23 protein-coding genes are annotated in these 22,830 nt (G+C 62.1%); 9 read left to right on the top strand and 14 right to left on the bottom strand.

The window, feature by feature from the left end:
- Positions 1–193 precede the first annotated feature (193 nt).
- A complete protein-coding gene (gene gfa / locus P5W98_RS24640) occupies positions 194–769 on the top strand; it encodes an S-(hydroxymethyl)glutathione synthase (protein ID WP_421028010.1) in 576 nt (191 codons plus the stop codon).
- A gap of 137 nt (positions 770–906) precedes the next feature.
- On the opposite strand, the gene P5W98_RS24635 is transcribed toward gfa, so the two are convergent.
- The gene (locus P5W98_RS24635; RefSeq protein WP_421027389.1) at positions 907–2,346 is read right to left on the bottom strand and encodes an MFS transporter; all 1,440 of its coding nucleotides are present in this window, start codon (positions 2,344–2,346) and stop codon (positions 907–909) included.
- A 100-nt stretch (positions 2,347–2,446) separates the two neighbouring features.
- On the opposite strand from P5W98_RS24635, the gene P5W98_RS24630 reads away from it, so the two are divergent.
- Together P5W98_RS24630 and P5W98_RS24625 are read left to right on the top strand one after the other, a co-directional pair.
- On the top strand, positions 2,447–2,719 hold the full coding sequence (locus P5W98_RS24630; protein ID WP_421027388.1) for a hypothetical protein: 273 nt from the start codon (positions 2,447–2,449) through the stop codon (positions 2,717–2,719).
- 47 nt (positions 2,720–2,766) lie between these two features.
- Entirely contained in the window at positions 2,767–3,390 is a 624-nt protein-coding gene (locus P5W98_RS24625; RefSeq protein ID WP_421027387.1) for a hypothetical protein, read from the top strand.
- A 54-nt stretch (positions 3,391–3,444) separates the two neighbouring features.
- Here P5W98_RS24625 and P5W98_RS24620 read toward each other — a convergent pair whose 3' ends face one another.
- The gene (locus tag P5W98_RS24620) at positions 3,445–4,866 is read right to left on the bottom strand and encodes a DUF2252 domain-containing protein (RefSeq protein WP_421027386.1); all 1,422 of its coding nucleotides are present in this window, start codon (positions 4,864–4,866) and stop codon (positions 3,445–3,447) included.
- A 909-nt stretch (positions 4,867–5,775) separates the two neighbouring features.
- Here P5W98_RS24620 and trxC point away from each other — a divergent pair.
- Entirely contained in the window at positions 5,776–6,213 is a 438-nt protein-coding gene (gene trxC, locus P5W98_RS24615; protein WP_434665383.1) for a thioredoxin TrxC, read from the top strand.
- Positions 6,214–6,388: 175 nt separating this feature from the next.
- On the opposite strand, the gene P5W98_RS24610 is transcribed toward trxC, so the two are convergent.
- Together P5W98_RS24610 and P5W98_RS24605 are read right to left on the bottom strand one after the other, a co-directional pair.
- Positions 6,389–6,598: a hypothetical protein gene (locus P5W98_RS24610; protein WP_421027384.1), complete on the bottom strand. Its 210-nt coding sequence runs from the start codon at positions 6,596–6,598 to the stop codon at positions 6,389–6,391.
- A 125-nt stretch (positions 6,599–6,723) separates the two neighbouring features.
- Positions 6,724–7,365: a J domain-containing protein gene (locus tag P5W98_RS24605; protein ID WP_421027383.1), complete on the bottom strand. Its 642-nt coding sequence runs from the start codon at positions 7,363–7,365 to the stop codon at positions 6,724–6,726.
- A gap of 375 nt (positions 7,366–7,740) precedes the next feature.
- Between P5W98_RS24605 and P5W98_RS24600 the strand changes: the two genes are divergently transcribed.
- On the top strand, positions 7,741–8,244 hold the full coding sequence (locus P5W98_RS24600) for a universal stress protein (protein WP_421027382.1): 504 nt from the start codon (positions 7,741–7,743) through the stop codon (positions 8,242–8,244).
- Positions 8,245–8,758: 514 nt separating this feature from the next.
- On the opposite strand, the gene P5W98_RS24595 is transcribed toward P5W98_RS24600, so the two are convergent.
- The gene (locus P5W98_RS24595) at positions 8,759–9,304 is read right to left on the bottom strand and encodes a hypothetical protein (RefSeq protein WP_421027381.1); all 546 of its coding nucleotides are present in this window, start codon (positions 9,302–9,304) and stop codon (positions 8,759–8,761) included.
- Positions 9,305–9,642: 338 nt separating this feature from the next.
- Positions 9,643–10,530, bottom strand: coding sequence for a LysR family transcriptional regulator (locus P5W98_RS24590; RefSeq protein WP_421027380.1), 888 nt, complete (start codon positions 10,528–10,530; stop codon positions 9,643–9,645).
- A 146-nt stretch (positions 10,531–10,676) separates the two neighbouring features.
- On the opposite strand from P5W98_RS24590, the gene P5W98_RS24585 reads away from it, so the two are divergent.
- Both P5W98_RS24585 and P5W98_RS24580 read left to right on the top strand, forming a co-directional pair.
- Entirely contained in the window at positions 10,677–11,960 is a 1,284-nt protein-coding gene (locus P5W98_RS24585; protein ID WP_421027379.1) for an MFS transporter, read from the top strand.
- A gap of 58 nt (positions 11,961–12,018) precedes the next feature.
- Positions 12,019–12,930, top strand: coding sequence for an amidohydrolase family protein (locus P5W98_RS24580; protein ID WP_421028009.1), 912 nt, complete (start codon positions 12,019–12,021; stop codon positions 12,928–12,930).
- Positions 12,931–13,081: 151 nt separating this feature from the next.
- Here the strand turns inward: P5W98_RS24580 and P5W98_RS24575 are convergent, their stop codons facing one another.
- The 6 genes from P5W98_RS24575 to P5W98_RS24550 all read right to left on the bottom strand — a co-directional run bounded on the left by P5W98_RS24575 (position 13,082) and on the right by P5W98_RS24550 (position 19,609).
- Positions 13,082–13,822, bottom strand: coding sequence for a DUF6875 domain-containing protein (locus P5W98_RS24575; RefSeq protein WP_421027378.1), 741 nt, complete (start codon positions 13,820–13,822; stop codon positions 13,082–13,084).
- 3 nt (positions 13,823–13,825) lie between these two features.
- Entirely contained in the window at positions 13,826–15,619 is a 1,794-nt protein-coding gene (locus tag P5W98_RS24570; RefSeq protein WP_421027377.1) for an alpha/beta fold hydrolase, read from the bottom strand.
- Positions 15,620–15,633: 14 nt separating this feature from the next.
- The gene (locus P5W98_RS24565; protein WP_421027376.1) at positions 15,634–15,918 is read right to left on the bottom strand and encodes an acyl carrier protein; all 285 of its coding nucleotides are present in this window, start codon (positions 15,916–15,918) and stop codon (positions 15,634–15,636) included.
- A 96-nt stretch (positions 15,919–16,014) separates the two neighbouring features.
- Positions 16,015–17,571, bottom strand: coding sequence for an amino acid adenylation domain-containing protein (locus tag P5W98_RS24560; RefSeq protein ID WP_421027375.1), 1,557 nt, complete (start codon positions 17,569–17,571; stop codon positions 16,015–16,017).
- 545 nt (positions 17,572–18,116) lie between these two features.
- Positions 18,117–18,809: a 2OG-Fe(II) oxygenase gene (locus tag P5W98_RS24555; protein ID WP_421027374.1), complete on the bottom strand. Its 693-nt coding sequence runs from the start codon at positions 18,807–18,809 to the stop codon at positions 18,117–18,119.
- Positions 18,806–19,609 (bottom strand): 2OG-Fe(II) oxygenase, encoded by an 804-nt coding sequence (locus P5W98_RS24550; protein ID WP_421027373.1) that lies wholly within the window; start codon positions 19,607–19,609, stop codon positions 18,806–18,808. The genes P5W98_RS24555 and P5W98_RS24550 overlap by 4 nt, the downstream gene beginning before the upstream one ends.
- A 212-nt stretch (positions 19,610–19,821) precedes the next feature.
- On the opposite strand from P5W98_RS24550, the gene P5W98_RS24545 reads away from it, so the two are divergent.
- Complete coding sequence (locus tag P5W98_RS24545; protein WP_421027372.1) at positions 19,822–21,063, top strand: multidrug effflux MFS transporter; 1,242 nt, start codon at positions 19,822–19,824, stop codon at positions 21,061–21,063.
- 61 nt (positions 21,064–21,124) lie between these two features.
- On the opposite strand, the gene P5W98_RS24540 is transcribed toward P5W98_RS24545, so the two are convergent.
- Positions 21,125–21,337 carry a hypothetical protein gene (locus tag P5W98_RS24540; RefSeq protein ID WP_421027371.1) on the bottom strand — a complete coding sequence of 71 codons (213 nt, stop codon included), beginning with the start codon at positions 21,335–21,337 and terminating at the stop codon, positions 21,125–21,127.
- A gap of 142 nt (positions 21,338–21,479) precedes the next feature.
- A complete protein-coding gene (locus P5W98_RS24535) occupies positions 21,480–22,535 on the bottom strand; it encodes a GlxA family transcriptional regulator (protein ID WP_421027370.1) in 1,056 nt (351 codons plus the stop codon).
- A 32-nt stretch (positions 22,536–22,567) separates the two neighbouring features.
- Here P5W98_RS24535 and P5W98_RS24530 point away from each other — a divergent pair, with 32 nt between their 5' ends.
- Positions 22,568–22,717: a hypothetical protein gene (locus P5W98_RS24530; RefSeq protein WP_421027369.1), complete on the top strand. Its 150-nt coding sequence runs from the start codon at positions 22,568–22,570 to the stop codon at positions 22,715–22,717.
- The last annotated feature ends 113 nt before the right edge of the window (positions 22,718–22,830 follow it).

The raw sequence follows: 22,830 nt of genomic DNA, 5'->3' as shown, positions 1-22,830 counted from the left end.
CGTGCCCGCCAGACATGCAGGGGCACATCACGGCCGTTCGCAGCGTTGTTTCGCAGGGTTCCCTCGTATACTCCCCGGCAGTATTTGACCTATACTCGTGCCCAGTATCCTCAGCAGCCGCTTTCGCCCAGCAAAGCACGGGCAAACCAGTCCACGCGACTGTTCACTTCACAAGCCATCACGGAGACACATCATGACCATCGCGTTACATCCGACCGTCGATCGGGGCATCAAAAAAGGCACCGAGAATTTCGCGGGAGGCACGCTGCGTTGCAAGTGCAGCGATAACCCGGTTGAAGTGCAGGTTGCTTCACAGGTGCTGTTCAACCACGCATGCGGTTGCAGCAAGTGCTGGAAGCCCGCGGGCGCGCTGTTCTCGGTCGTGGGGGTCGTGCCGCGCGAGAAGCTGTCCGTCGTTGCGCACGGCGAAAAGTTGAAGGTCGTCGACGAGAAAGCGCCGATCCAGCGCCATGCGTGCACCGCCTGCGGCACGCATTTGTATGGCCGCATCGAGAATAAGGACCATGCGTTCTACGGGCTCGATTTCATCCATACGGAACTGTCCGCCGATACCGGCTGGGATGGCCCGGGCTTCGCGGCGTTCGTTTCGTCGATCATCGAAAGCGGCACGCCGCCTTCAAAGATGGAGCAAGTCCGGCAAACCCTGCGCGACAAGGGCCTGGAACCCTATGATTGTCTCAGTCCCGCGCTGATGGACATCCTGGCCACACATGCGGCGAAGGCAAAGGGCACCTACCGCGAGGCTTGATCGGCTGCGCGGCTCGAAGCAACGCTTGCGATGATCACAAGCGTTGCGACGATCCGAATAGTCATTGATCTGAGCAATAAAGTTCAAGGCGAAATACCGATCGGCTCCTTGCCCGCGCGCCAGCGCGCCTCGGCCTCTTAATTCAGCGAGGCTTTCTCGCGGGCAGCCGCCGCCATTCCGGCGCCGGCATCCGACGATTCCAGCGCTTCGAGCGAGGCATCCTTCGTCTCGATGCCGAGCACCCACACGGCCAGCGCCGCAACCACAAACGACAGCGCGCCGAGCGTGAACACGCCGCCCTGGCCGAACAACGGCAGCACGACGCCCACCACGTAGGGGCCGATCAGCGAGCCGACCCGCCCGATCGCCGAGGCGAACCCCGAGCCCGTCGCGCGTGCACCGGTGCCGTAGAGTTCGGGCGTATAGGTATAGAGCGCGGCCCACATCGCGAACAGGAAGAACTGCATCACGAGCCCCGTGCCGACCAGCAATACGATGCTCGCGCCATGCAGCGCCGTTTGCCCGTAGACGAACGCCATCGCGCCGCCGCCCACGAGCGACGCAACGCAGGTGGGCTTGCGGCCCCAGCGCTCGACGAGCCACGCCGCGCACAGAAAGCCGGGTATCCCGCCCAGCGAGATCAGCACCGTGTAGAACACCGACTGCGTGACCGCGAAGCCGGCCTGCTGCAACAGCGCGCCGAGCCACGAAGTGAGCCCATAAAAACCGAGCAGCGCGAAGAACCACAGCAGCCACACCATCGTCGTGCGGCGGCGGTAAGCAGGGCTCCAGATCTCGCGCAATGCGCTGCGCCCGCGCGACGATGCGGGTTGCGCGAGCGGCTGCGGGGCGGGCAAGCGCGTCAGCCTCATGGAGCGCATCACGCGCGCCTCGACGTCCGAGACCACGCGGTCGGCATCGACGAGGCGCCCGCGATGCTCGAGCCAGCGCGGCGACTCCGGCACGATCCGGCGCACGACGAGCACGAACACCGCGGGAATCGCGAGCAGCGCGAACACGGCGCGCCAGCCGAGCGCGGGCAACACGAAGTACGCGACGATGCCTGCGGTAATGAAGCCGAGCGGCCAGAAGCCGTCCATCAACGCAACCATGCGGCCGCGCTGCGCGGAGGGCACGAACTCGGAAAGCAACGCCTGCGCGATCGGGAACTCCATGCCCATGCCAAAGCCGAGCAGGATCCGGTAAACGATGAGCGAGTTGACATCGTGCGCGGTCGAGCACAGATACGATGCGATGCCCCACAGCACCATGCTCCATTGAAACACCGGACGGCGGCCGAAGCGGTCGGCGAGCAGCCCCGCCACCGCGGCGCCGATCGTCATGCCGAAGAAGCTCGCACTTGCCACGAGCCCGGCCTGCGCGCTCGACAGGCCAAACTCCTTCTTGATCGAGCCGAGCACGAAAGTCATGGTGCCGAGATCGACCGAGTCGAAGAAAAACGCGAGTGCGATGATCAGGAAAATCAGCTTGTGATAGCCGGAAAACGGCAAGCGTTCGAGCCGTGCGGCGGCGGTCGCGCGCGATTTGGGCGACGTGGAAACGGAAGCGTTGCGCATGGCGTCCTCTGATGGAAAAAGCTGCGCCACGGGGCGTGACACAGCCGTTCGTTTCAGTAGACGTGAACAAAATCCGATGCCATAGAAGGCGAGCGGCATCGTGACAGAACACAAGCGTCATGAATGCCTGGGCGGGCGCTATTTTTGCGTCTTTGCAAAGCCGCTGGGTGCACAACGTTTAACTGGAAATGGCAATCGGAAATCTTGTTGGCAATTTTCTTCTGAACAAAGAAAAACTGCCCGTTTGTTCCGCTTGTTCTGTCTCATTCGCTTATTCGTTTTGTGCCATTTTTCCATCCGCGCACTGGCCCTTTCCAGGAGAGTTGCCTTTCGCCCCGCGGATTTCTATGCTTTTTGCATCTGCCAGGGATGATCGATCGTGGCGGCCTTCGAGAAGCGAAGCAAGAGGAGAATCGTTCCATGACGATGCCGCCCCAGCCAGAGCCAGGGGAATGCGAAGACCGGGAGCCGGACCACGTCAACGGCCCCGAAGCCTCCGCAAGAAGCAACGATCCCGCGCGCCTGACCGGCGGCGCATGGTTCAGCCTTGCGGTAAGCTTCTGTTTCTTCCTGCTCATGGTCGCGATTGGCGTGAAGTATCACGTGGCCACACCGCAGCGTGAGGCGCCCGCCGAACCCGATCGCTATGTGATCGCGAATGCGTCCGCGCCCGCCATCGCGACAACACCCGCCATCGCGACAACACCCACGCCACAGCCCGATGCCTACGATACCCTGCTCGCGCAGGCGCGCGAATGCGCGGCTGCGGCCCAATGGGATTGCGTGATCGAAACGACCAGCAGCGCCATCGCGCAACGCGGCAATACGCCGGAAACCAAAGCGCTGCTCTCGCAGGCCATGGTCAAGGGCGGATGGGTTCCCAAAAATGCACACAATGTGCGCGAGGTCTCCACCATGCCGCCGGAATCGAAGCGGCCCGTCCTGCATGCGCATCGGCATCGGGCTCATGCCGAGCGGCTAAGGTATGGCGCTGCGACACGGCCTAATTCCGCGGGTGAGATGGCCGATATTTATCGGCATTGAGCACGCCGCCAGCCGGCCAGAGCTGACTAGAGACGCCGGCATGGCGTTCGCGGCTCAGTCATCCATTACCGCCTCGATCCGACCTTCACGAATTGCCCGAATGAACTCTCGATAATCGTTCCGGTTCTGCCCGCTGTATTCCGTTGCGAACTCAGTGATGGCGTCGTCGAAAGCCCCGCCCGAACCCATGTATCCGGCAATCATCGCGGCATCCCCGGAGCGCGCATGAGCCCGCGCAAGCGCATGCGCGCACATGCGTCCGTATTGCCGGAGCATTCTGGCATCCAGTGCTTCGATAACGACAGACATCTTCACGTCGCGCAGTTGCCTGATATAGAAGTCGCGCCCGTTCTGTCCGCGAGTCCAGCCGAGAAACACGTCACTTGCGGACTGCATGATGCGCTGGCCCGCAATCACCCGCTGACCATGGTTGGAATGCAGACTCTTTCCCGCATACGGCTCCAGGACCGAAGCTCTGGCCTCCTTCACCTGCAGAAATAGCGGGTCGTTATCGGAGGCCATGAGGAGGCCCACACTGCACATCGTGCCGACGCTGCCCACACCCACTACCTTGGCCGCGAGGTCAACCAGATGGAACCGATCGAACAACACGCGCACATGCTCGGCGAGACTCTCGCGATACGAGGCCAGCGACTCGGCATAGCCTGACTCGAGGCCAGGCGCCAGTTCCGCATCAGGGTGAAAGATGAGCGGCGGCTCGTCCTTGATACGCGGCCTCCCGCCCTCCTCGGTAACGAGCTTGGGATAGAGGTGATCCGGCACGGTCTTTCGTCGCTCGACTTCGATCCGTTGCGCAAGGCGCTTGCGCGCATACTCGACGATATCCGGATCGCCTGACTTGTCCTCATACTTTTGCAAATCAATCCGGTCGTACCAGACATCGAGCGCGCGCATGTAGGCATAGTCGTGCATACGTTCGCGGTACTGGCGCACGAGATCGGTCGTGAGACGCACGGTGTCGCTGTAAGGCAGCTCGAGATGCTGTGCCGCAATCACCACGCTCGCGGCAAGCCGCTTCAGGTCCCACTCGAAGGGAGCCGGCAGTGTCTCGTCGAGATCGTTGATGTCGAAGATCACGTTGCGCTCGGGGGTCGCAAACCCGCCGAAGTTCATCAGATGCGCATCGCCGCACGCCTGCACGCGCAAGCCGCTCGTCGGCGTCGTGGCAAGGTCCGCAGCCATGATGGCGGCGGCGCCTCGATAGAACGCAAACGGCGAGGCGGACATTCGACCGAAGCGGATGGGGATCAGGTGCGGCAAGCGGCCCGCGTTGGACTCTTCGAGCAGTTCGATCACATTGCGGCGCTGCTCGGGCAGCCGCCATCCCGCCTGCGACGCCCGGGGTACGTGATCGCGAATGACCCGGCCCTCGGCAGCCCGCTCGTCAGGCGTGCGGTAAGCTACTGGCGCCGGGTTCGCGGCGTGCGCGGCCTTGCGCGAAAAAGCTTTATCCATGGCGTCTTTTCCTTGCGTGTTTCAGCGTTTCGGTGCTCCGTGTGCCCGCGAGAACCACCCGTTGTGTAGACAGTAGTGAAGAAAAATCCTCAACGATTGACCTGGATCACAGCCTCCCCATCACGCGGTTTCCAGGTTTCGGCCGCGTCGGTCTTGTTGCTCAGCAAGTAAGGCCGGACGAACTGTGGGGCGATCAGTCGAACAGTGTGTCCGAGCTTGATGAGCTCACGGTCCCGATTTCGCCTTGCGACTTCACTGTGCGCGATGTAATTCAATATCGCCGGTCTGATCGCTAAAAGGGATTCTCCGCCCGCTCATCGCGATCTTCAGTGCGAGGGCTCGCGATTGACGGAAATCAAGTAATCAGCACATCGTTCGTATACCTTTTGTAGCGGCGATTCGCGCTGGCAGTCGGCGCAAATGAGTTTGTCGAACTTCAGCCGAGACGATATGCGTACCCACCGCAGGATCTGCGCTCGCGCGCTATACCGCGGCGGGGGGCAATGAAAGCCTGCCTCGCGATGGTCGCTGTGGGCTGCTTACGATTTCGATTATTGCGTTGGGCGGATAAGCGATGTGAGCCGTCCGGCCGCCGAGGCTATTTACGAGCGTGAGGTGGATGCCATGATATTCATACTATCAGCCGCGATCTTCGTTGTATCGGCTGGGTTGCTCTTCGACATTATTCCGACACCGGCCACATCAGTGATGTCCGCCCCAGCGTCCCCCTCCGGTTCCACCCCGGGCGCAACGGACGAAACTGTCGCCCCGAAGCCGCGGTCCGAATCCGGACGGAGTCCGCGGACTCCCGCGAGTTCAGCGTCAAGATCGGAAGCAAGCGGCAAGGACGCGAACTGATGTTTCTCCAGGCCGCGCCTCGGGCTCGACATGGAAACGAAGGAGAGAAAAATGCACATCGTTTGCAGCCATTGCATGCGGGTCAACCGCATCGATGCGGCACGACTCGACGCTTCCGCCGTCTGTGGGGCCTGCGGCGAGCCGTTGCTTGGCGATGAACCGGTCCATCTGAACACGAGCAACTTCACGTCCTATGTCGGCCGAAATGATCTGCCGGTGCTCGTCGACTTTTGGGCGCAATGGTGCGGTCCATGTCGGGCCATGGCGCCGCAGTTCGCCACCGCCGCGGCTGAGCTCAAAGCGCGCGCCCTCTTTGCAAAGATCGAAACCGACGCAAACCCACAAGTTGCGACGCAATTCCGGATTCGCAGTATTCCGACGCTTGTGCTGTTTCGCGGCGGAATCGAGGTGGACCGCCGAAGCGGCTTGATGAGTGCGCAGGAGATCGGCAATTGGCTCGGCCCGGTACTTCGCCAAAAGCAACCTTGAAAGCACAGCCTCCGAACCGTTGGCGTCAGGCAAGGCGCTGGCGTGTAAGAGGAAGACCGAGCCTCACGCCGGGGGAGCAAAATTCAGTAACCGATCGTTGCCATCGATTGTGTCCGCAACGATCTTCTCGAGGTGCTATGCACGCCGTCGATGCGTCAAGCCTGATCAACTGGCGTCAAGCCTGATCAACTGGCGCCATTCCATGACCTGCCAGCAGATCGCGAATACGACGCGCGAACGCCGTTGCGATGCATGTTTGCGGATTGAGACCCAGCGCCGCGCCAATCATGAGGAACCCGCCTTTCTGGACACCAACGGCGTCCGGCGTGAACAACGCAATGGAGCTGAGAGCTTGAACGAGTGACTCGATCACGGGCGCCAGCAAGAAGCTGGATCTTTGCACCCAACAAGCAGGAGCGCTTTGAGGCGGCCGTTCGCTAGTTACGGGCCTGCGATCGATTCCGGCAGTCTGTCACGGCGAGACCGTCGGACAGCGCCGGCAGCCAGGCATCAGCGTTCCTCACGCGAAGGGGGATCGCCCGGCACGACGAACCCGAACATTCCGCGCCAGATCGCATTAAAGAAGTTCTCGTGCGAGCGGCCATCAAGCGGCTCTCTTTTGCACTCGCTCTCTGGCGCAGATTCTGGCATTGCGCTGCGTGGCTCTTTCGAGTTGGGCGATGTGGAATCGTCAGATTGCTGGCGACGGGAGGTACGGTTCTGGCGCGACAAATGCAACTCGACCGCGCCAACTGCGATTCGCTCCGCCATTTGTGGCTCACATTCGCGACCAAGTAGCACGCCGAACACGACGTCGCGGTTGTGGCCCTGTTCTGCGAAGCGCATCGCCACAGCTACATAACGCGCATACGCCGCCTGGCGTGCCGCCTCTTGCAAACGCGCTTCTTCTTCCTGCTCACGGGCCAGACGCCCCATTTCCTCGGCATAAACCGCATCATAAACGCGACGCTGCGCGGGATCTGAGAGGATCGCGTAAGCCTCCTTGATCTCCTGAAACTGCGCATGTGCGGATGCTTCGCGTCCCATATTGCGGTCAGGATGCGCTTTCATCGCGGCCCTGCGGTAGGCCCGCTTGATTTCCTCATCACTCGCGTCGTCATGCACGCCCAGGAAGTCATACAACGTCGCCATGGCCCGCCCAGATCGAAGTGGAATCGCGTGACCGATCGTAGCATGCCGCACGGTCCCGCACAGCGAAGGAAAGCTTGCGAAATGGGGAAAACGCACAGTGTGCCGCGCTCGAAGGTGCTCAGTCATAGAAACGCGTGGCGCTTATGCGCCGCGCCGCGGTCGAGTCCGGTTGACGCAACACCCGCCAATCAAGCGTAAAAATTCTCGCTTCACACAGGAGTCGCTGCGCTAGCGAACATGCCTGCTTCTCCATGCGCTCCATTCGACTTCCGTGAAGCACGGCCGGGTGCCTGGCGTTGATTGATCCACATCAGTCAGAAAACCGGGGCCACGCCTAGATTGAACGTTACGTTAGAGCAGCAACGAGGTGTGACCATGTACGAACGAATCCTGGCGCCGATAGACGGCAGCGCAACGTCGCAGAGCGCGTTCAAATTCGCACTGTCGATCGCGCGCGAGAGCGGGGCAGAGCTCATCCCGCTCTTTGTGGTCGAGGTGCCGATCTCGGCCTATGAGATGCCCGGCGGCAATCCGATGCACGTGCACGAAGCGCTGCTAAAGGAAGGCCGGCGCCTGAAGGACGAAGCGCTTGCGGCCATGCAGTTCAACGGTGTACGAGGCACCCCGCGCGTCGTCGAAGTCGACGCGCCCGGGGGCAGTGTTCCCGAGCGCATTCTCGAAGTAGCGCGCGCGACGCATTGCGACCTTGTCGTCATGGGCACGCATGGGCGGCGCGGCGTGAAGCGGCTCATGCTCGGCAGTGTCGCTGAGCGCTTCGTGCGCATGTCGTCGTGCCCAGTCCTGTTGATCCCGGGCGCAGCCTTTGCTGTGGAAACCGGGGCCGCGTCGGCGCCTGAAACTGAAGACGCGTCGTCGTGACCCGAAAGCGGCCTTGTATATGCGAATAAATCCACGCGCAGGCTGGGTGCTTTTTCCGCCGGCGATTACCTGCGCCGCACCCAGATCATCACGTTGGGTGCAGACACGGGCTACGAGTGAGCGCGTCCGTGTCTGAGAAGTACGGGTGGAGCGCGCCGATGCTGTGACCATCACTCGCACCGAACCGGGTTGTCATCGTTGTTGGCTTACATTTTGTAGGGGAAACGCCTGAGTGATTTCCTTCGTCAGAAGATTATCCTGACCTAGCGGCACTGAAAATTCTCGCTGCGTGTGTGATTTGCGGGCTGCGCTCATGCGGCGCGGCCCTTTTTTTGCAAAGAACAAAAGGCTTACGGTGCAAACAGGTAAGCCGATTGAAACGCTCGCCAAAAGCCGCACATCCTTTCAAATTGCGCCGCGAAACACGCGGAAACACGCGGACAGACAGGGCCAGAGAAGCAGGGCCTTCTGACTCGACAATATCAGCCGGACCATGGATAACCTGGTCAAAGCGTTACAGCTTTGGCAGGCCTTGCCGCTGGCCGTCCTGGGCCTGCTGCCGCGCACCTTCCTGCGGCGTCGTTGCCGTGAATTCTCCGGCGTTAGGCGCGTCGGCCGCGCCGGTGAACGACAGTGAGACGCCGCCCGGTCGTTGCCAGCGCGCCTCGATGACCTCGTAGGTGCCGCGCATCCGGTCTTGTACGGTGACGGAGCGTTTGACCTGGGGCTTGCCGAACTTGTACTCCAGGAATGCATAGTCATGTACCTGCGTGTCGACGCCCGGCCTCAACAGGTAGACGCCGTGCACGACGCCCTTGATGAGGCTGATGCGCAAACTGGTGTACATCTCGGGATACTTGTCCACGGGGTACATGACGTCGAGTGTCTCCGTACCTGTTGGGGCCGTGCCAATCAGCGAGCGGTCGGCGTGTTCAAAGCACGGGTGCGGGGTTTCGTCGGTGTAGGAGTTGTGGACGCCCGGATAGCTGTTCGGCTTGAAGGGGCACTCCGGCATCGCGGTGAAGGGTTTGTACAGGGCGATGCCATAGATGGCCGTCACGGTGGGCTCGCTGCCTGGCGCGCTGGTATGGGCTGAAGCTGCGGGTGCAGCAGCAAATGTGAGCGCCGCCAACAGACCACCCAGAGTAGATGGCCGAAAACGAGTGGTGTGCATGTGCTTTCCCCGAGTGTGCTGATAGCGCCCGACTTGCGCATTGGCAGGCGGGTCTGTATTGGGTATGGGCCGCATTCTGTTCGAATGCGCCGCGCCCGTATGTCTGTCAGCGAACCGGCGCTGCGAGCTTGGGCCACACCTCCGTGCCTGGCTCCATCACCGGACCGGTTTCTATCCGGCTACTCAGTCGTGTCCAAAGTGCAACTCGAAGTCCGACGCACGAATCAACACGTGCTTAACAGCGCTGCAAATTTGTCGGCCAGCGTAGGACGTGAACGATGCGGCCAGATCGCACTGAGTTCGAATAGCGGCAGCGCGTCGCCTTCCCGCACCTCGCATACGCGCACGCCTTCGAACTGGATCGCCTTGACGGATTGCGGCAACAGCGAAGCGCCGCAACCCGCGGCAACGCAGGCGAGCACTGTCAGCGATCGATTGGCATCCTGAACGATATTGGCTTCGCAACCGAACTTGCGAAACGCGCTGAGGATGCCCGCTCGCACCACCGGCAAGTGTCCGTGCGGAAACCACACCAGCCCCATGCGTGCCAGTTCCGCGAGGCCGAGCTTGCCATCCTCGCCCAGCGGATGCGACGCCTGCACGACTGCCTGCAAGCGCTCGCGCACGATCAGCTTTTCGCGCATTCTGCCGCCCACCGCAACCGGCGTATGCAGCAGCCCAATGTCGATCTCGCCGGATTCGAGCGCGCTGGCTTGTTCCGCGTTGCTCATTTCGCGCAATGTCAGCTCGACATGAGGGACCGCCGCGCGCAACGCCGCTATCGCCCTGGGCATGACCTCAAACAGCGCCGCGGACGCGAAGCCGATGGTCAGCCTGCCGCCGCGTTGTGCGCCGATATCGCGCGCCCGCTTTTCGGCCGCTTCGATCCGCGAAACGCTAAGACGAATATCCTCGGCGATCGCTTCGCCGGCAGGTGTCAGGGCGGCGCCGCGGCGCGTGCGCGCCAGCAGCTTCACGCCCAGATCCTTCTCCAGCCGGGTAATCGCCTGGCTGAGCGCTGGCTGGGCCATCCCGAGCTGGGCGGCCGCGCCGGTGACGCTTCCCGCATCGACGATGGCGAGAAAATACTTCAACGTGCGGATCGACTCCATGGTCGCCTTTCCATATCAAGATGCTATGAATGAACAACATTTCCATAGTATGCACGCGTTTCAGGCTTACCTAGAATCCCGTCAAATCCACTAACAGCGGCCGCCCGCCGAACTTCGCACGCGGCACGCACCAGGAGACGACGACCATGCGCTGGTATCGCGAAATCACGCCCATCGAGAAACGAACACTGTGGGGCTGCTTCGGCGGTTGGGCGCTCGACGCCGTCGATACGCAGGTCTTTTCCCTTGTCATTCCTTCGCTTCTCGCCACCTGGAGCATCAGCAAAGGCCAGGCGGGACTGATCGGCGGCGCCACGCTGGTGGCCGGCGCGCTCGGCGGATTGCTCGCGGGCATCCTGTCCGACCGCGTCGGCCGGGTGCGCGCGCTGCAGATCACCGTGATCTGGTTCTCGCTCTTCACGTTTCTGAGTGCATTCGCCCAAAGCTTCGAGCAGTTGCTTGTGCTGAAGGCGCTGCAAGGCATCGGCTTCGGCGGCGAATGGACGGCTGGTGCCGTCCTGCTCAGCGAAACGATGAACCCCAGGCATCGCGGCAAGGCCATGGGCATCGTGCAGAGCGCGTGGGGATTCGGCTGGGGCGCCGCTGTGCTGCTCTATATGGCGGTGTTCTCGTTCGTTTCGCCGCAATGGGCCTGGCGCGTTCTGTTCGCGATCGGCCTCGTCCCCGCGCTCCTCGTTCTCTACGTGCGCCGCAATGTGGTCGAGCCGCCGCGCGAACCGCAGATCTCGCACGACGATTCCGCGCAACGCAGCATATTCGGCATCGCCGCGGGAATTTTCGATCCTGCCGTGATCCGCACCACCATCGTCGGCGGCCTGATCGGACTGGGCGCGCATGGCGGCTACCACGCAATCACCACCTGGCTGCCGACGTATCTGAAGACTGAGCGCCATCTCTCGGTGCTGGGAACCGGCGGTTATCTCGCAGTCGTCATCGTGGCATTCATCGTCGGCTGTTTCTTGAGCGCATGGTTGCAGGACCGTATCGGACGACGCTGGAACGTGATCCTCTTCGCCATCTGCTGCGCGGTGATGGTGAACATCTACACGTTCCTGCCGATCAGCGACACTACCATGCTGATCCTGAGCTTTCCGCTCGGCCTCTTTTCGGCGGGCATTCCGGCAACGCTTGGCGCGCTGTTCAACGAGCTGTATCCGCAAGGGGTGCGCGGAACCGGCGTCGGCTTTTGCTACAACTTCGGCCGCATCGTATCGGCCGCATTTCCGGTGCTCATTGGCCATATGAGCGGGTCGATGTCGCTGGGCGCGGCACTGGGCATCGACGCGGGCGTTGCCTATGGTCTCGTCGTCGTCGCCGCGTTGATGCTGCCCAGCACGCGGGGCCGGCTCGTCCCGTCGCAGCACCCGAGCGGCGCGCGCAACGACGCGCCAGCCGTGTCGCGCCACTGAGCGCGCTCGTGCATTGACGCATCGCTCAATGTCAACCGAATTTCAGGCACTACAAACGATGGACCGCTTCCAGCCCGCACTACCGGCCGATCCGTTCGATGGCCTTTCGTCGGCATCCCTGACATGGCTCGACGGGGCCACGACGTCCATCACGGGCATCGATACGCACGCGCACATCTTTGTGCAAGGACTTCCGCTCGCCTCACAACGCCGTCATGCGCCGGACTATGATGCGACGCTCGAGCAGTACATTGCGCAACTCGCAGCGCATGGCATGTCGCAAGGCGTTCTGGTGCAGCCCAGCTTTCTTGGCACCGACAATGCGTTTCTGCGTGCGGTATGCGAGCGCTATCCGCGACGCTTGCGTGGCGTGGCCGTTGTCGCGCCAGAGATCACGGACGCCGAACTGGAAGCGCTGAACGCCGCGCACATCGTAGGCGCACGACTGAATCTGATCGGACTTGCACTGCCGGAGTTTCGCGATCGCCGATGGTCCGCGCTCCTCGCGCGCTTGAACGCCCTGCACTGGCATGTCGAAGTTCAGGCGAATGCGGCCGATCTCCCTGTCGTGCTCAATGCCCTGCTTGGCCACGGTTGCACGGTGGTCGTCGATCATTTCGGACGGCCCGATGCGCATCTCGGTCCCGGCGATGCCGGCTTTCGTTATCTGCAATCCACAGCCTCCTGCGGCAGCGTGTGGGTCAAGCTGTCTGCCGCCTATCGCAGCGCCGACCGCTCAGACGGCACTGAGCACGGGCGCGCCCTCGCCGCCGCTCTGCTCGAATCGTTTGGCCCTGAACGTCTCGTGTGGGGCAGCGACTGGCCGCATACGCAGCATCGTCATCTGATCGACTACCGCGGTACCGTGGAAGCATTGGAAGACTGGATTCCCGACTTTCGGGCGAGAGCAAAAGTGATGACGACCTCCGCTGCAGAGCTTTTCCGCTTCAGTGTTCCTTCCGAGAAATAACTTTGCATGAACGCGCAATGATTTCGAGGCTGTTGGCGCTGCGACACAGCCCAATTCCGCAGGTGAGATGGCAGATATTTATCGGCATTGAGCGCGCCGCCAGCCGATTGGGATCGGAGCAAAAAGCCTTCACGAATCACGCGCGCCACCGTCATGCCGATCCCGCCGCTCCGAGTTCCGCGATCCGTTTTTCGATACGCGCGACCTCCGCTTCCGGCAGGTTTTCACCCACCCATGAACGATAGTTCCGCAGTTCGCGAAGACGGACCTCGTCCGCGCTACCCTCGCGATCGATGAAGAGTGCGTCGTGGGACGACATGGCGCGCACAACAAATGCAGGCTGACTGCTGCGCATGGGCCGGAACGTTTCTGAATGAGCGCCTTTTGTCACGCTCAACGGATGAAATTCGCCAAGCATCAATCCCGCGTCCATAAACGCGGGTTTCAACAATGCATGGGCTTCGTCTATGTATTGATAAAACTGCGCTTCTTCCAGGCCACGAACGAATACACATAATGAAAAGAGCCGAGAATCTGCTTTCGCTGAGTCAAGCAGCCTGAGGTACAGGTCCGGGAACTTGCCCAGTATCGACAAATAGTCCCTGTAGTGCAGATCGGACGCGTCCCACAGGCAAAAAACCAGTGACTCTTCGTGATGAACAGGCTTCGCAAAAGGGCAAACCGCGCCGCGTCGGCCAAGGTCGGCATGAGGCTTCATGATGAAGTCCTCGAGCCAGCAAAGGCCCGTTTCGAATGTCTTTCTGGTGAAGGCGTCCGGGACGCAAGCGATCTGCGTCGACAGGCAGGCCGACCGCTCTATCTTCCGGACTTCCCGATCCAGTTCCGTGCGCACAGACGCGCGCGCTTCACCGCGTGTCATCGTGATCATCATCGTCTACATCCTGCACAACACACGCAGGTGCGAATCCCTGCAATCAGGAACGTCTGCGTGCCCGGCGTCGAGTGCCATCGCGAGCAAGAATGCTTCGAAACGCGCCATCACTATTTCACGCGCGGTGCGCGAGAACAACGAGTGATCCACCCTCTCGATCACCTCGGTCGTGACATGAGTCAGCGTGCGGAGTTCGCTTCCGTTTCGTCCAAAACGCATCTCCAGTTCATCGAGCCCTGCATCGAGCGAGCCGTAGATCAGCGATGTCTTTACGCCTTTGCGCTCGAGATCCGTCAAGAGCCTGCGGGTCGCGCCCGTGGAGGTGTTGAAGCCGAACCGTCCCTCGAACGGACTGCCGGCGAGCGACGTCAGGCGCACGGACCAGCGGCGCGCCAACTCCGCGGCGATCGCCAGTCCGTTCGCGCGGCCGGTCAGCAAGCGGAGCCATTTGCGCGGGTTGCGGACCGAGCGCCGATACACCTGGCTGGATTCGATACGCCGGGCACCCGGTTTCGTTTGCGGTCCACCCCAAAAGAAAAAAGGCAGATTGACCGACATGCAGCCCACCACGTCAGGATGGACCAAAGCCGCATGCATGCTGACCCACGCCCCCGAGCAGACGCCAAACGTCACCACCTCCCGGTATCCGGCCGCGACGAGCCAATCCACGCCGGCGCCTGCGTCGTCGACCGCATGCCGCGCATAGGTGTCATCGAGTGTCGGTGAATCTTGGTGGTCCAAACTATCTCCCAGGCCGCCCAGATCCATGCGCAACGAGGCGATGCCTTGCGCCGCCAGCCTTCGCGCCATCAGCACGGCAAGCCTTGCGTCGCCGACGCGGTGAACGCCTCCTGTATTGACGATCAGCACGGCGGGCGCGCGGCGATTCGCGTGACATGGCCGGCAAAATACGCCTGCATAGCGTTTGCCCCCGAATACCACCGGCTTCTCGTTACCCGCCGCAAAATCGATGCGGGCGTCGGCGGCTGGCGCAAGCAATTGAGCCGCTGGCCGCGCAGGCATACCGGGCTGCAATCCCAGCCACGCCAGTACGCCGTCGAAGGCGCGTTGCGGCGCTACGCTGGACCGGGGGTCGACCAGGAACTTGTCGTATTCGGGAAAAATTTCCACGTCCGTGCGCACGCCCCAATCGCGATAGCGCGCCGCGAGTTCGTGCAGCGATGCGTTGTTGCAGACGTCCTGAATCAGCACGCGGCGTGCGGGACGACGCTCGCGTCGCGCGAGGTTGACCGCGGCGAGTGGCTCGAGCGTGTCCGCATGCACTTGAAACCCGAATGCCCCCACGGCCTCGCGCACCTCATCGGCGGTCGCGCTGCCGTTGGAGGTCTTGAGCCAGCTCTCATGCTGCATGCGCAGTTCGCGGATATAGCGCTTCCCGGCTATTACGGGCGCCATTAATACGAGCCCGTCCACGTCGCCCATTTCTTCGGCGGCCAGCGCCGCAAGCATCGCGCCCAAGCGCAATCCGCACAGGATCACGCGCGTTGCGCCGCTGACTGCGCGCAGATAGCGCGTCGCCATCTTGATGCTGTCGATCCATGCACGAAAACGCTGCGGATCTTCCTCGTTGCCGGTCGAATCACCGGCGCCTGGATAATCGAAGCGTAGAACGGATACGCCGCCGTGCGCGAGGCGCTCTGCCAACTCGCGCCAGCCGCGATATGCGCATAGTGCGTCATAGCCGAACGGATTGCACAGCACCACGCCAGTGCCTGCCTCGCCGCCCGCAGGCAGATGCAGCGACCCATAGCAGCCGCCCAGGGTGACGGGCCTCATGGTTGGCTTCATTCTCATGGCTGTCGCGGCAAGGCTGCGACGGGCACACGCGCGGCCTGCCCATCACGCACGAACGGTGCGAGCGTTCCGGCGAGCGCGTCGATGCTCGTGAACAAATTGAACGTAATCAACTCAGCCGGCATCTCGATGCCGAACGCCTCCTCGACAGCCAGCATCACGCGAATCGTGCCAAGTGACGACAGTCCGGCCGCGTATAGATCGTCGGCATCGCTCAAGGTTTCGACCGGCACGTCGAGGCATGCGGTTTCCGAAATAATGCGGCGCAATGCGGCTTTCATTGATTCCCCCTCTTACTGACATTCTTTCCAACATCCCGTGCGCGCGTTCCCGCACGACGACGGCTCGCTATGCGTTGCCTCGAACGAGCACGGGCATCAGACGGCCATCGTGTCGCCCGCGTATTGCCTCGCAAGCGCGGATCGGTCGATTTTCCCGTTCACGTTGAGCGGAAGCGCGTCAAGAACCTCGATCCGTTGCGGAACGGCGTGTAGCGGCAAGCGCTCGCGGCACGCCCGCTGAATCTGCCCGGGCTCGCCGCTGGCGTCGGTCACGAAGGCCACCAGCCCTGCGGCTTGGCCAGCTTCGTCCACCGGCCATGGAATCACCGCGCACTGCGCAGCCTGACTACACGTTTGAACGACACGCTCGACTTCCTCCAGTTCGATCCGGTTGCCGCGAATCTTGACCTGCGAATCCAGACGTCCCTCGAACACCAGGCCATATTGCTCAGTTATGCGAACGGCGTCGCCGGTTCGATACCAGCGTTGCGCGCGCCGGCCGGGATAGCGCCCGACCACGAAACGACTATTGCCGGCCTCGTCGGGCGATAGATAGCCCTCGGCAATCTGCGGGCCCGCCACCAGCAGTTCCCCCTTCTGTCCGTTCGCGACGGGGTCGAGTTCATCGTCGACAATCACCCACTCCACGTCCGGCAGCGCGCCGCCAAGCGGTACGACAGCGTGGCGCCGATCCTCGACGAATCCGGCATCGACCTCGAAATACGTGCAGGCGATCGTCGCCTCGGTGGGGCCGTACATATGCAGCAACCGGCTATGGGGTGCCGCGCGCATCCAGTCTTGCGCCAGAGAGCGGGCCAGCGGCTCGCCACCGAACAGGGATACCCGAAGGCTCGGAAAGGCGTCCGCCGTCAGCTTGCGCATCTGCTGCATGAATCCCGCCACCGACGACACGCTATTCCAGTGCGTGATCCCGTGACGCTTGATGAAGTCCGCGTTATAGAGCGGATCGACGGTCTCAGGCACGTAAAGGCAAGCGCCATTCGCCCAGCAGACGAACATGTCATGCACGGACGGATCGAATACTAGTTCGCATAACTGTATATATCGTGCGTCATCCGATTTTCCATGTATGCGCAACTGCCCGTTGATATAGGCACTGACGTTCGCATGCGTGATCGGCACGCCCTTCGGCGTCCCCGTCGAACCGGAGGTGAAGAGCACATAGGCAACATCGCTCTCCGCGCTCTTGCGCTGCACATAGGGCGCGCTCGGCAGCAACGGCAAAGAGAGGTCGTGCGCATCTTCGTCGAGCAGGAATATCCGTGGCGGCTGCGCAAGCAGCGGCAACACCTCCTCGAGCGCCCGGGCGCCATGCCGGTCGACCAGCATCAACGGCGCACCGGACTCTTCGATGATCGCGGCAATGCGCCTTGCCGGCATCCTCGTGCTAAGCGGCACATAGGCCAACCCGGCGTCGAGAATGCCCAGTATCCCCGCATAGGCGGCGGCGCTGCGATGCCCGAAGAGCAAGCACCGTCGCACGTCGTTGGTCCCGCCGGCCGCGTGCAGTCCCGACGACACGCGACGAGCCCATGCTTGAATCTCGCCGTAGTGGTAAGTGCACCCGCGTGCCCACAACGCCGGCATATGCGGTTGACTCGCGGCTGCATCGAAAAAGAAGGCATGCAACATCTGACGCTCCGGTTAACCTCGGGAAGACGTGGAATCCGCTGCAATCACGGCGGCGGTGGCATGCCAACCCGTCACCCATCGACTGACTTCCCAGATAGCCTTCGCAGCCGATAGCTGAGCGGGCGATTTGTATGCGTCGAGCATAGGGGAAGGCCGATTGCAGGGTAAAGTCCGGCCTTGTAACCAGATGTGAATATTATTGCGATGAGCGGCGAGCCCGCATTCGGATAGATAAAGGGACAAATAGCGCAAACCACCCGAATATATTGGAGCGCTTGACGTTGGCAGTTATTGGATTTATCCCGCCCCGTTTGATACAAACCCGTCTCGTTGCACCGAAAACCCCCTATGTTCCGCCGCATATGTAATTTCGACGCAAGGTCACAACGGCCATTTATTTTTATTTATTTTTTAAATTTTATCAGCAACGTTTTCACGAGCACATTCTCATTTATATTCATTTTCGGCGGCGAGTGCCAGAAATACGCGGCGGCCCACTTATTGGCTTTATGGGCATAACGTTTTTACCGAATCGCGTGCCTTTTTCAACGCGCATCGTGAAAAATCAACTCCATGCCAAAGCGCTCGCCGCCTCGCACGCGGCTGATCGCGTGCTTGAGCTTGACGCGGTAATGGCCTTGCGCGCCTTCGACGGGGCGCTGCGCGGTCGCGATGATGGCGGCGTCGCCGAGTGCGAGCGGCACGACCATGGGCCGCGACTGCATTCGCGGGCGCTGCTCGGTCATCACGAATTCGCCGCCCGTGAAATCGCGCTGCGGCGCGCTTAGCAGCGCGATCACCTGAAACGGAAATACTTGCTCACCCTCGTCGTGGCGATGCAGCGCGAGGCGATCGCCTGCGCGCAACCGGCTCAGATGCGATTGCGGCCGATGCTGTCCGGCGCGCCGGTTAGCTTCGGAAAAGGCCTCGAATTCGGCGGGAAAGCAGGGTTCGAGACCCGCCAGCGCATGCCAGCGGTTCGCCATGGGCGCCAGCCATCGATAGAGCGCTTCGCGCCACGCATGCAAGAGCGGCGGCAGGCCCTCATTGAAGTCGAACCGTTCGCCGTTGCCGGGTTCCGACGGCACGGACGAAAGCAGTCCATCCTCCAGCAAGCGCGCGAGCGCGCGTGCTTCGCGCGGATCGAAACAGTGTGGCAACACCGCGTAACCTTCGGCGTCCAGTTGCGCGCCCACGGCATCAACATCGAAACGTTCGATCATGGCGTGCGCATTCATGCCGGCTCCGATGTCGATGCCGCGCGCGCATCGTGAAAGATCAGCCCGAGCGTGTGCCGGGTGCCGCTGCGCACGACGCTCACGCCATGACGCATCGCCACGCGGCGCACGCTTGCGCGCCCACGCGCGCTCGCCGTCGTGTCCGGCCGCTGATTGACGGCGAACACTACGGCATCGCCCTGCTCCAGCGCGACAACGTCAGCGTGCTGATCACGGCTTCCCGTTTCGGTCATGACGAATTCGCCGCCCGTGAAATCGGTGCCCGGCGCCGAAAGCAGAATCGCCACCTGAAGCGGAAATACATGCTCACCGTAAAGGTCCTGATGCAGACAGTTGTAGTCGCCCTCGCGATAGCGCAGCATGAGCGGCGTGGGACGCGTCTGTCCGGCTGCGTGGCAGCGCGCGAGAAACGCGTCGAGCTCGTCGGGATACTGCACGTCGAATCCCATCTGCCGGTTCCACCGATTGGCAAGCGGCGCAAGGCGGCGGTACAGCGCGTGGCGCAGCCGTTCGAGCAGCGGCGGCAGCGGATAGGCGAAGTACTTGTATTCGCCGCGTCCGAAATTGTGGCGCGCCATCACGATGCGCGAACGAAAGCAGTCGTCGCGCGAATACAGTGCAGCAAGCTGCTCGCATTGTTGCACCCGGAGCACGGACGGCAGCACCGCGTTGCCATAACGGTCGAGCGACTCGATTGCGTCTGCCCAGATCGCGTCACCGCTTGTGGTCCAATTCGTAGCCCATTTCGTGGCCCAATTCGTGCCGCAGCCCCTTCGCGCAACCAGTTCTGCATCGGCCATATCTTGTTTCCAGTGGAAAATCGAACGAATCCAGTCTACCGGCGCGACAGCCGCAATGAACTCCGCACCTTGCGCTGCAATTCATGCGCGGCAAACTCGAACCACGGGGGAATGTTAGTATATGGCCCGCCGATGGCTTTGGTCATGGCGAAATCGTGCGGGACGCTATCGAAATACCCGGAAACGCCCGCTACGCACCCATTACTTCCCTCATGTCCGCCTCTTCCTCCAAGCGCGCAACGACGCTTGCGCGCGCAACCAACTCACCGCGCTTCCTGCTGGCGATGATCTGCCTGTACGCATCCGCGGGCCAGCTCGCCATCGACATCTACGTCCCCGCGCTGCCCGCGATGGCGCGCTATTTCGCGACCACGCCGCAGGCGATCCAGTCGAGCGTCTCGGGCTACATGGCCGCTTACGCGATCGGCCAGCTCGTCTTCGGCCCCGTCGCCGATGCATATGGGCGCAAGCGCGTGCTCGCGTTCGGGCTCGTGATCTACACGATCGGCTGCGTGCTGTCGCTCGCCGCGCCCAATCTGGAGACCTTCGTGCTGGCCCGCTGTCTGCAGGGCTTCGGCATCGCCACGACCAACCTGCTCGCCAAGGCCATCATCACCGACTCGTTCAGCGGCAAGGCGCTGATGCACGCGTACACCTATATGTCGATCACGTGGGGGCTCGCGCCCATCGTCGCGCCCGTGATTGGCGCGCACCTGCAAACGTGGTTCGGCTGGCAGGCCTGCCTCGTGTTCCTGCTCCTCTATTCGCTCGGAATGTGGGCGGTGCTTTGGCGCTATCGCGAGACGCTGCCGCAGCCCGTGCATCTGGAGCCGCGCACGCTCATGGCGAACGCGGGCAAGGTGCTGGCGAGCCCGGTGTTCCAGAGCTGTTTTCTCGCACAGGGACTGTGCTACAGCATCCTGCTCGTGTTCAATATCGTCGGGCCGTTCATGGTGCTGAACACGCTGCACAAGCCGCCGACCTATTTCGGCTATCTCGCGCTCGGCATCGGCATGATGTATTTCCTCGGCGGCCTGTCGAACCGGCTGCACGGTCCGCGCCTGCCGAGCCCCGAGTGGCGGCTGCGGTTCGGTTCGCGCGTGATGGCGGGCGCGGCGATCACGATGCTGGCGCTCTCGCTTACGGTGGGCCTGCAAGTCTGGACGCTCGCAGCGCCCGTGCTCGTGATGGGCTTGTGCGCGGGCGCGATGTATCCCACGCTGATGGCCAAGGGCAATTCACTGTTTCCGCACATTGCGGGCTTGACGAGCGCGATACTCGGATGCGCGCTGCTGCTCGTGTCTTCGGCGATGATGGGGTTCGCGGGCTTTGTTTCCGTGCACGTGCTCACGCCGCTTGCGGTGTTCTTCGTGATCCTCGCGCTCACGGTCGTCGTGATGGTGAGCAAGCTGCTGCGCTATCTCGAGCGGATGGAATCCGAAGCGGCGGCGTGAAATCGCCCGTGTGATCGCGGGCGGCGAGCGCATGAAGCGGGCTCGCCATACCGCGCCTGCACTACGACGGCAAGGTTCCCGCCGAGCCCTTCAGCGCATCATACAGCGACGCCATCGGCAAATCGCCAATCTCACTGCGAACGTAAGCCGTGAATGCGCGCTCGTACAACGCGCGCCCTTCCGAAGTGTCAATCGTCATATCGAAGCCGCCTAGCACCAGCTCGGCAACCGAATCAGCCTCGATCAGAATGTGTTCGGCTCTGTCCCTGTTCATGTCCACTCCTTGTTGCAGCGTGCCCTCGAATTTTAGAGGATACGCGCGGAAATGGGCGCATCGATACGTCAAACCGGGACTCGCCGTCCACCCGTTGACATGAGGACCGAATAGCCACGCGGGCCCATGCGCGCCAGCGAAATCAATGTACCTCGGGCAGCACGGGCGGCACGTCGGGCGTGTCCGGCAGCCGCGTCGTGCGGTATTCGTTGGGCGATTCGCCAAACTCCTTGCGAAACTCGCGGCCCAGGTGCGAAGCATCGGAGAATCCGCACGACGATGCAATATCGGCCACCGTGCGATCCGAACTCGTCAACAGCCACGAGGCCATGCGGATGCGAATCTGCCTTGCGTAGGTGCCGGGGGAGCGGCCCGTCTCCGAGGTGAACAGCCGTTCGAGTTGCCGAACCGACACTTCGAGCCGGCGCGCAAGCTCCGGCAAGCTCAGCGGCTGGCCAATATGCTGCTCCATCAGCAAGATGGCGCGCCGGACCTTGGGATGCGTGGCGGGCTCGAGGCCCGGCGGATGCGGCTGGGGCGCGTTGCCTTTCTGTGCATCGTCCACGAGCAGAATGCGCAGCGCCTTGCGCACGATCGTGGCCTCCACATGGCGCAACAGGATGGCCGCCGCCACGTCGATCGATGCCCGGCCGCCCGAGCACGTGATGCGCCGCCGGTCGATCACGAAGAGCCGGTCGGCAACGAGATCGCGCTCGTCCACGTGCGGAAAGCGCTCGACGAAATCCCAGTAGTGAAACCAGCTCACGCAAACCCGGTAACCGCTCATCACGCCGGCCCGCACGAGCGCGAACGCACCCGTGCAAACGCCCACGAGGGTGGCCGGCGTATCGGCCATGGCGCGGATGAAGGCGAGCGTCGCGTCGCTGGCCGAGGGTCCGGAATGCAGCAGCCCGCCCACGATCACCACGTAATCGAATTCCCCGGCTTCGGCGAAGGTCGTCCACGGCGTGATCTGAATCCCGCAACTGGCGCGCACGGGAACGAGGTTTTCTCCGACGATGGTCCAAGAGCAGCGCACCGGCCGGCTCATGTCGCCCTCGTCGCTCGCGAGCCTCAGGAGGTCCACGAAACCGGAAAAAGCCGTCAAGGTGAAGTTGGGCAACAGCACGATGCCGAAGCGCAACCGCTGCGGGTTTCTGGCCTCGCTTTCAATGCTGTCAATCAAGTGGGTCGTCATGGGAGAACGCCTGCATCAATGCATTCCAGACAATGGAAACAAAGGAGAATCATCTCATAACGGCGCAGGCGAATACCGACCAGATCGGCTTCGACGATGGCGACGTGAGCCGCGACAGCGAGCCGATGCACGCTACAGCGTTCGGCGAGGCTTATCGCCGTTTCCTTCGTACGCGTGAGTGACGCGTATGGCGTCTTCCCATTCGGGACTGGGATAGCTAGAAAAAATTTATCGAATATCAAACGGATATGAATTTCCGGGCCGCGTGATGCGCACGACATAGCTTCCGGCCCGG

Origin of the sequence: Paraburkholderia sp. A1BS-2L (assembly GCF_051125205.1) — a bacterium.
Lineage (GTDB): Bacteria > Pseudomonadota > Gammaproteobacteria > Burkholderiales > Burkholderiaceae > Paraburkholderia.
The sequence above is the reverse complement of the archived record's forward strand: the minus strand, read 5'-3'. Positions and strand labels throughout refer to the sequence as shown.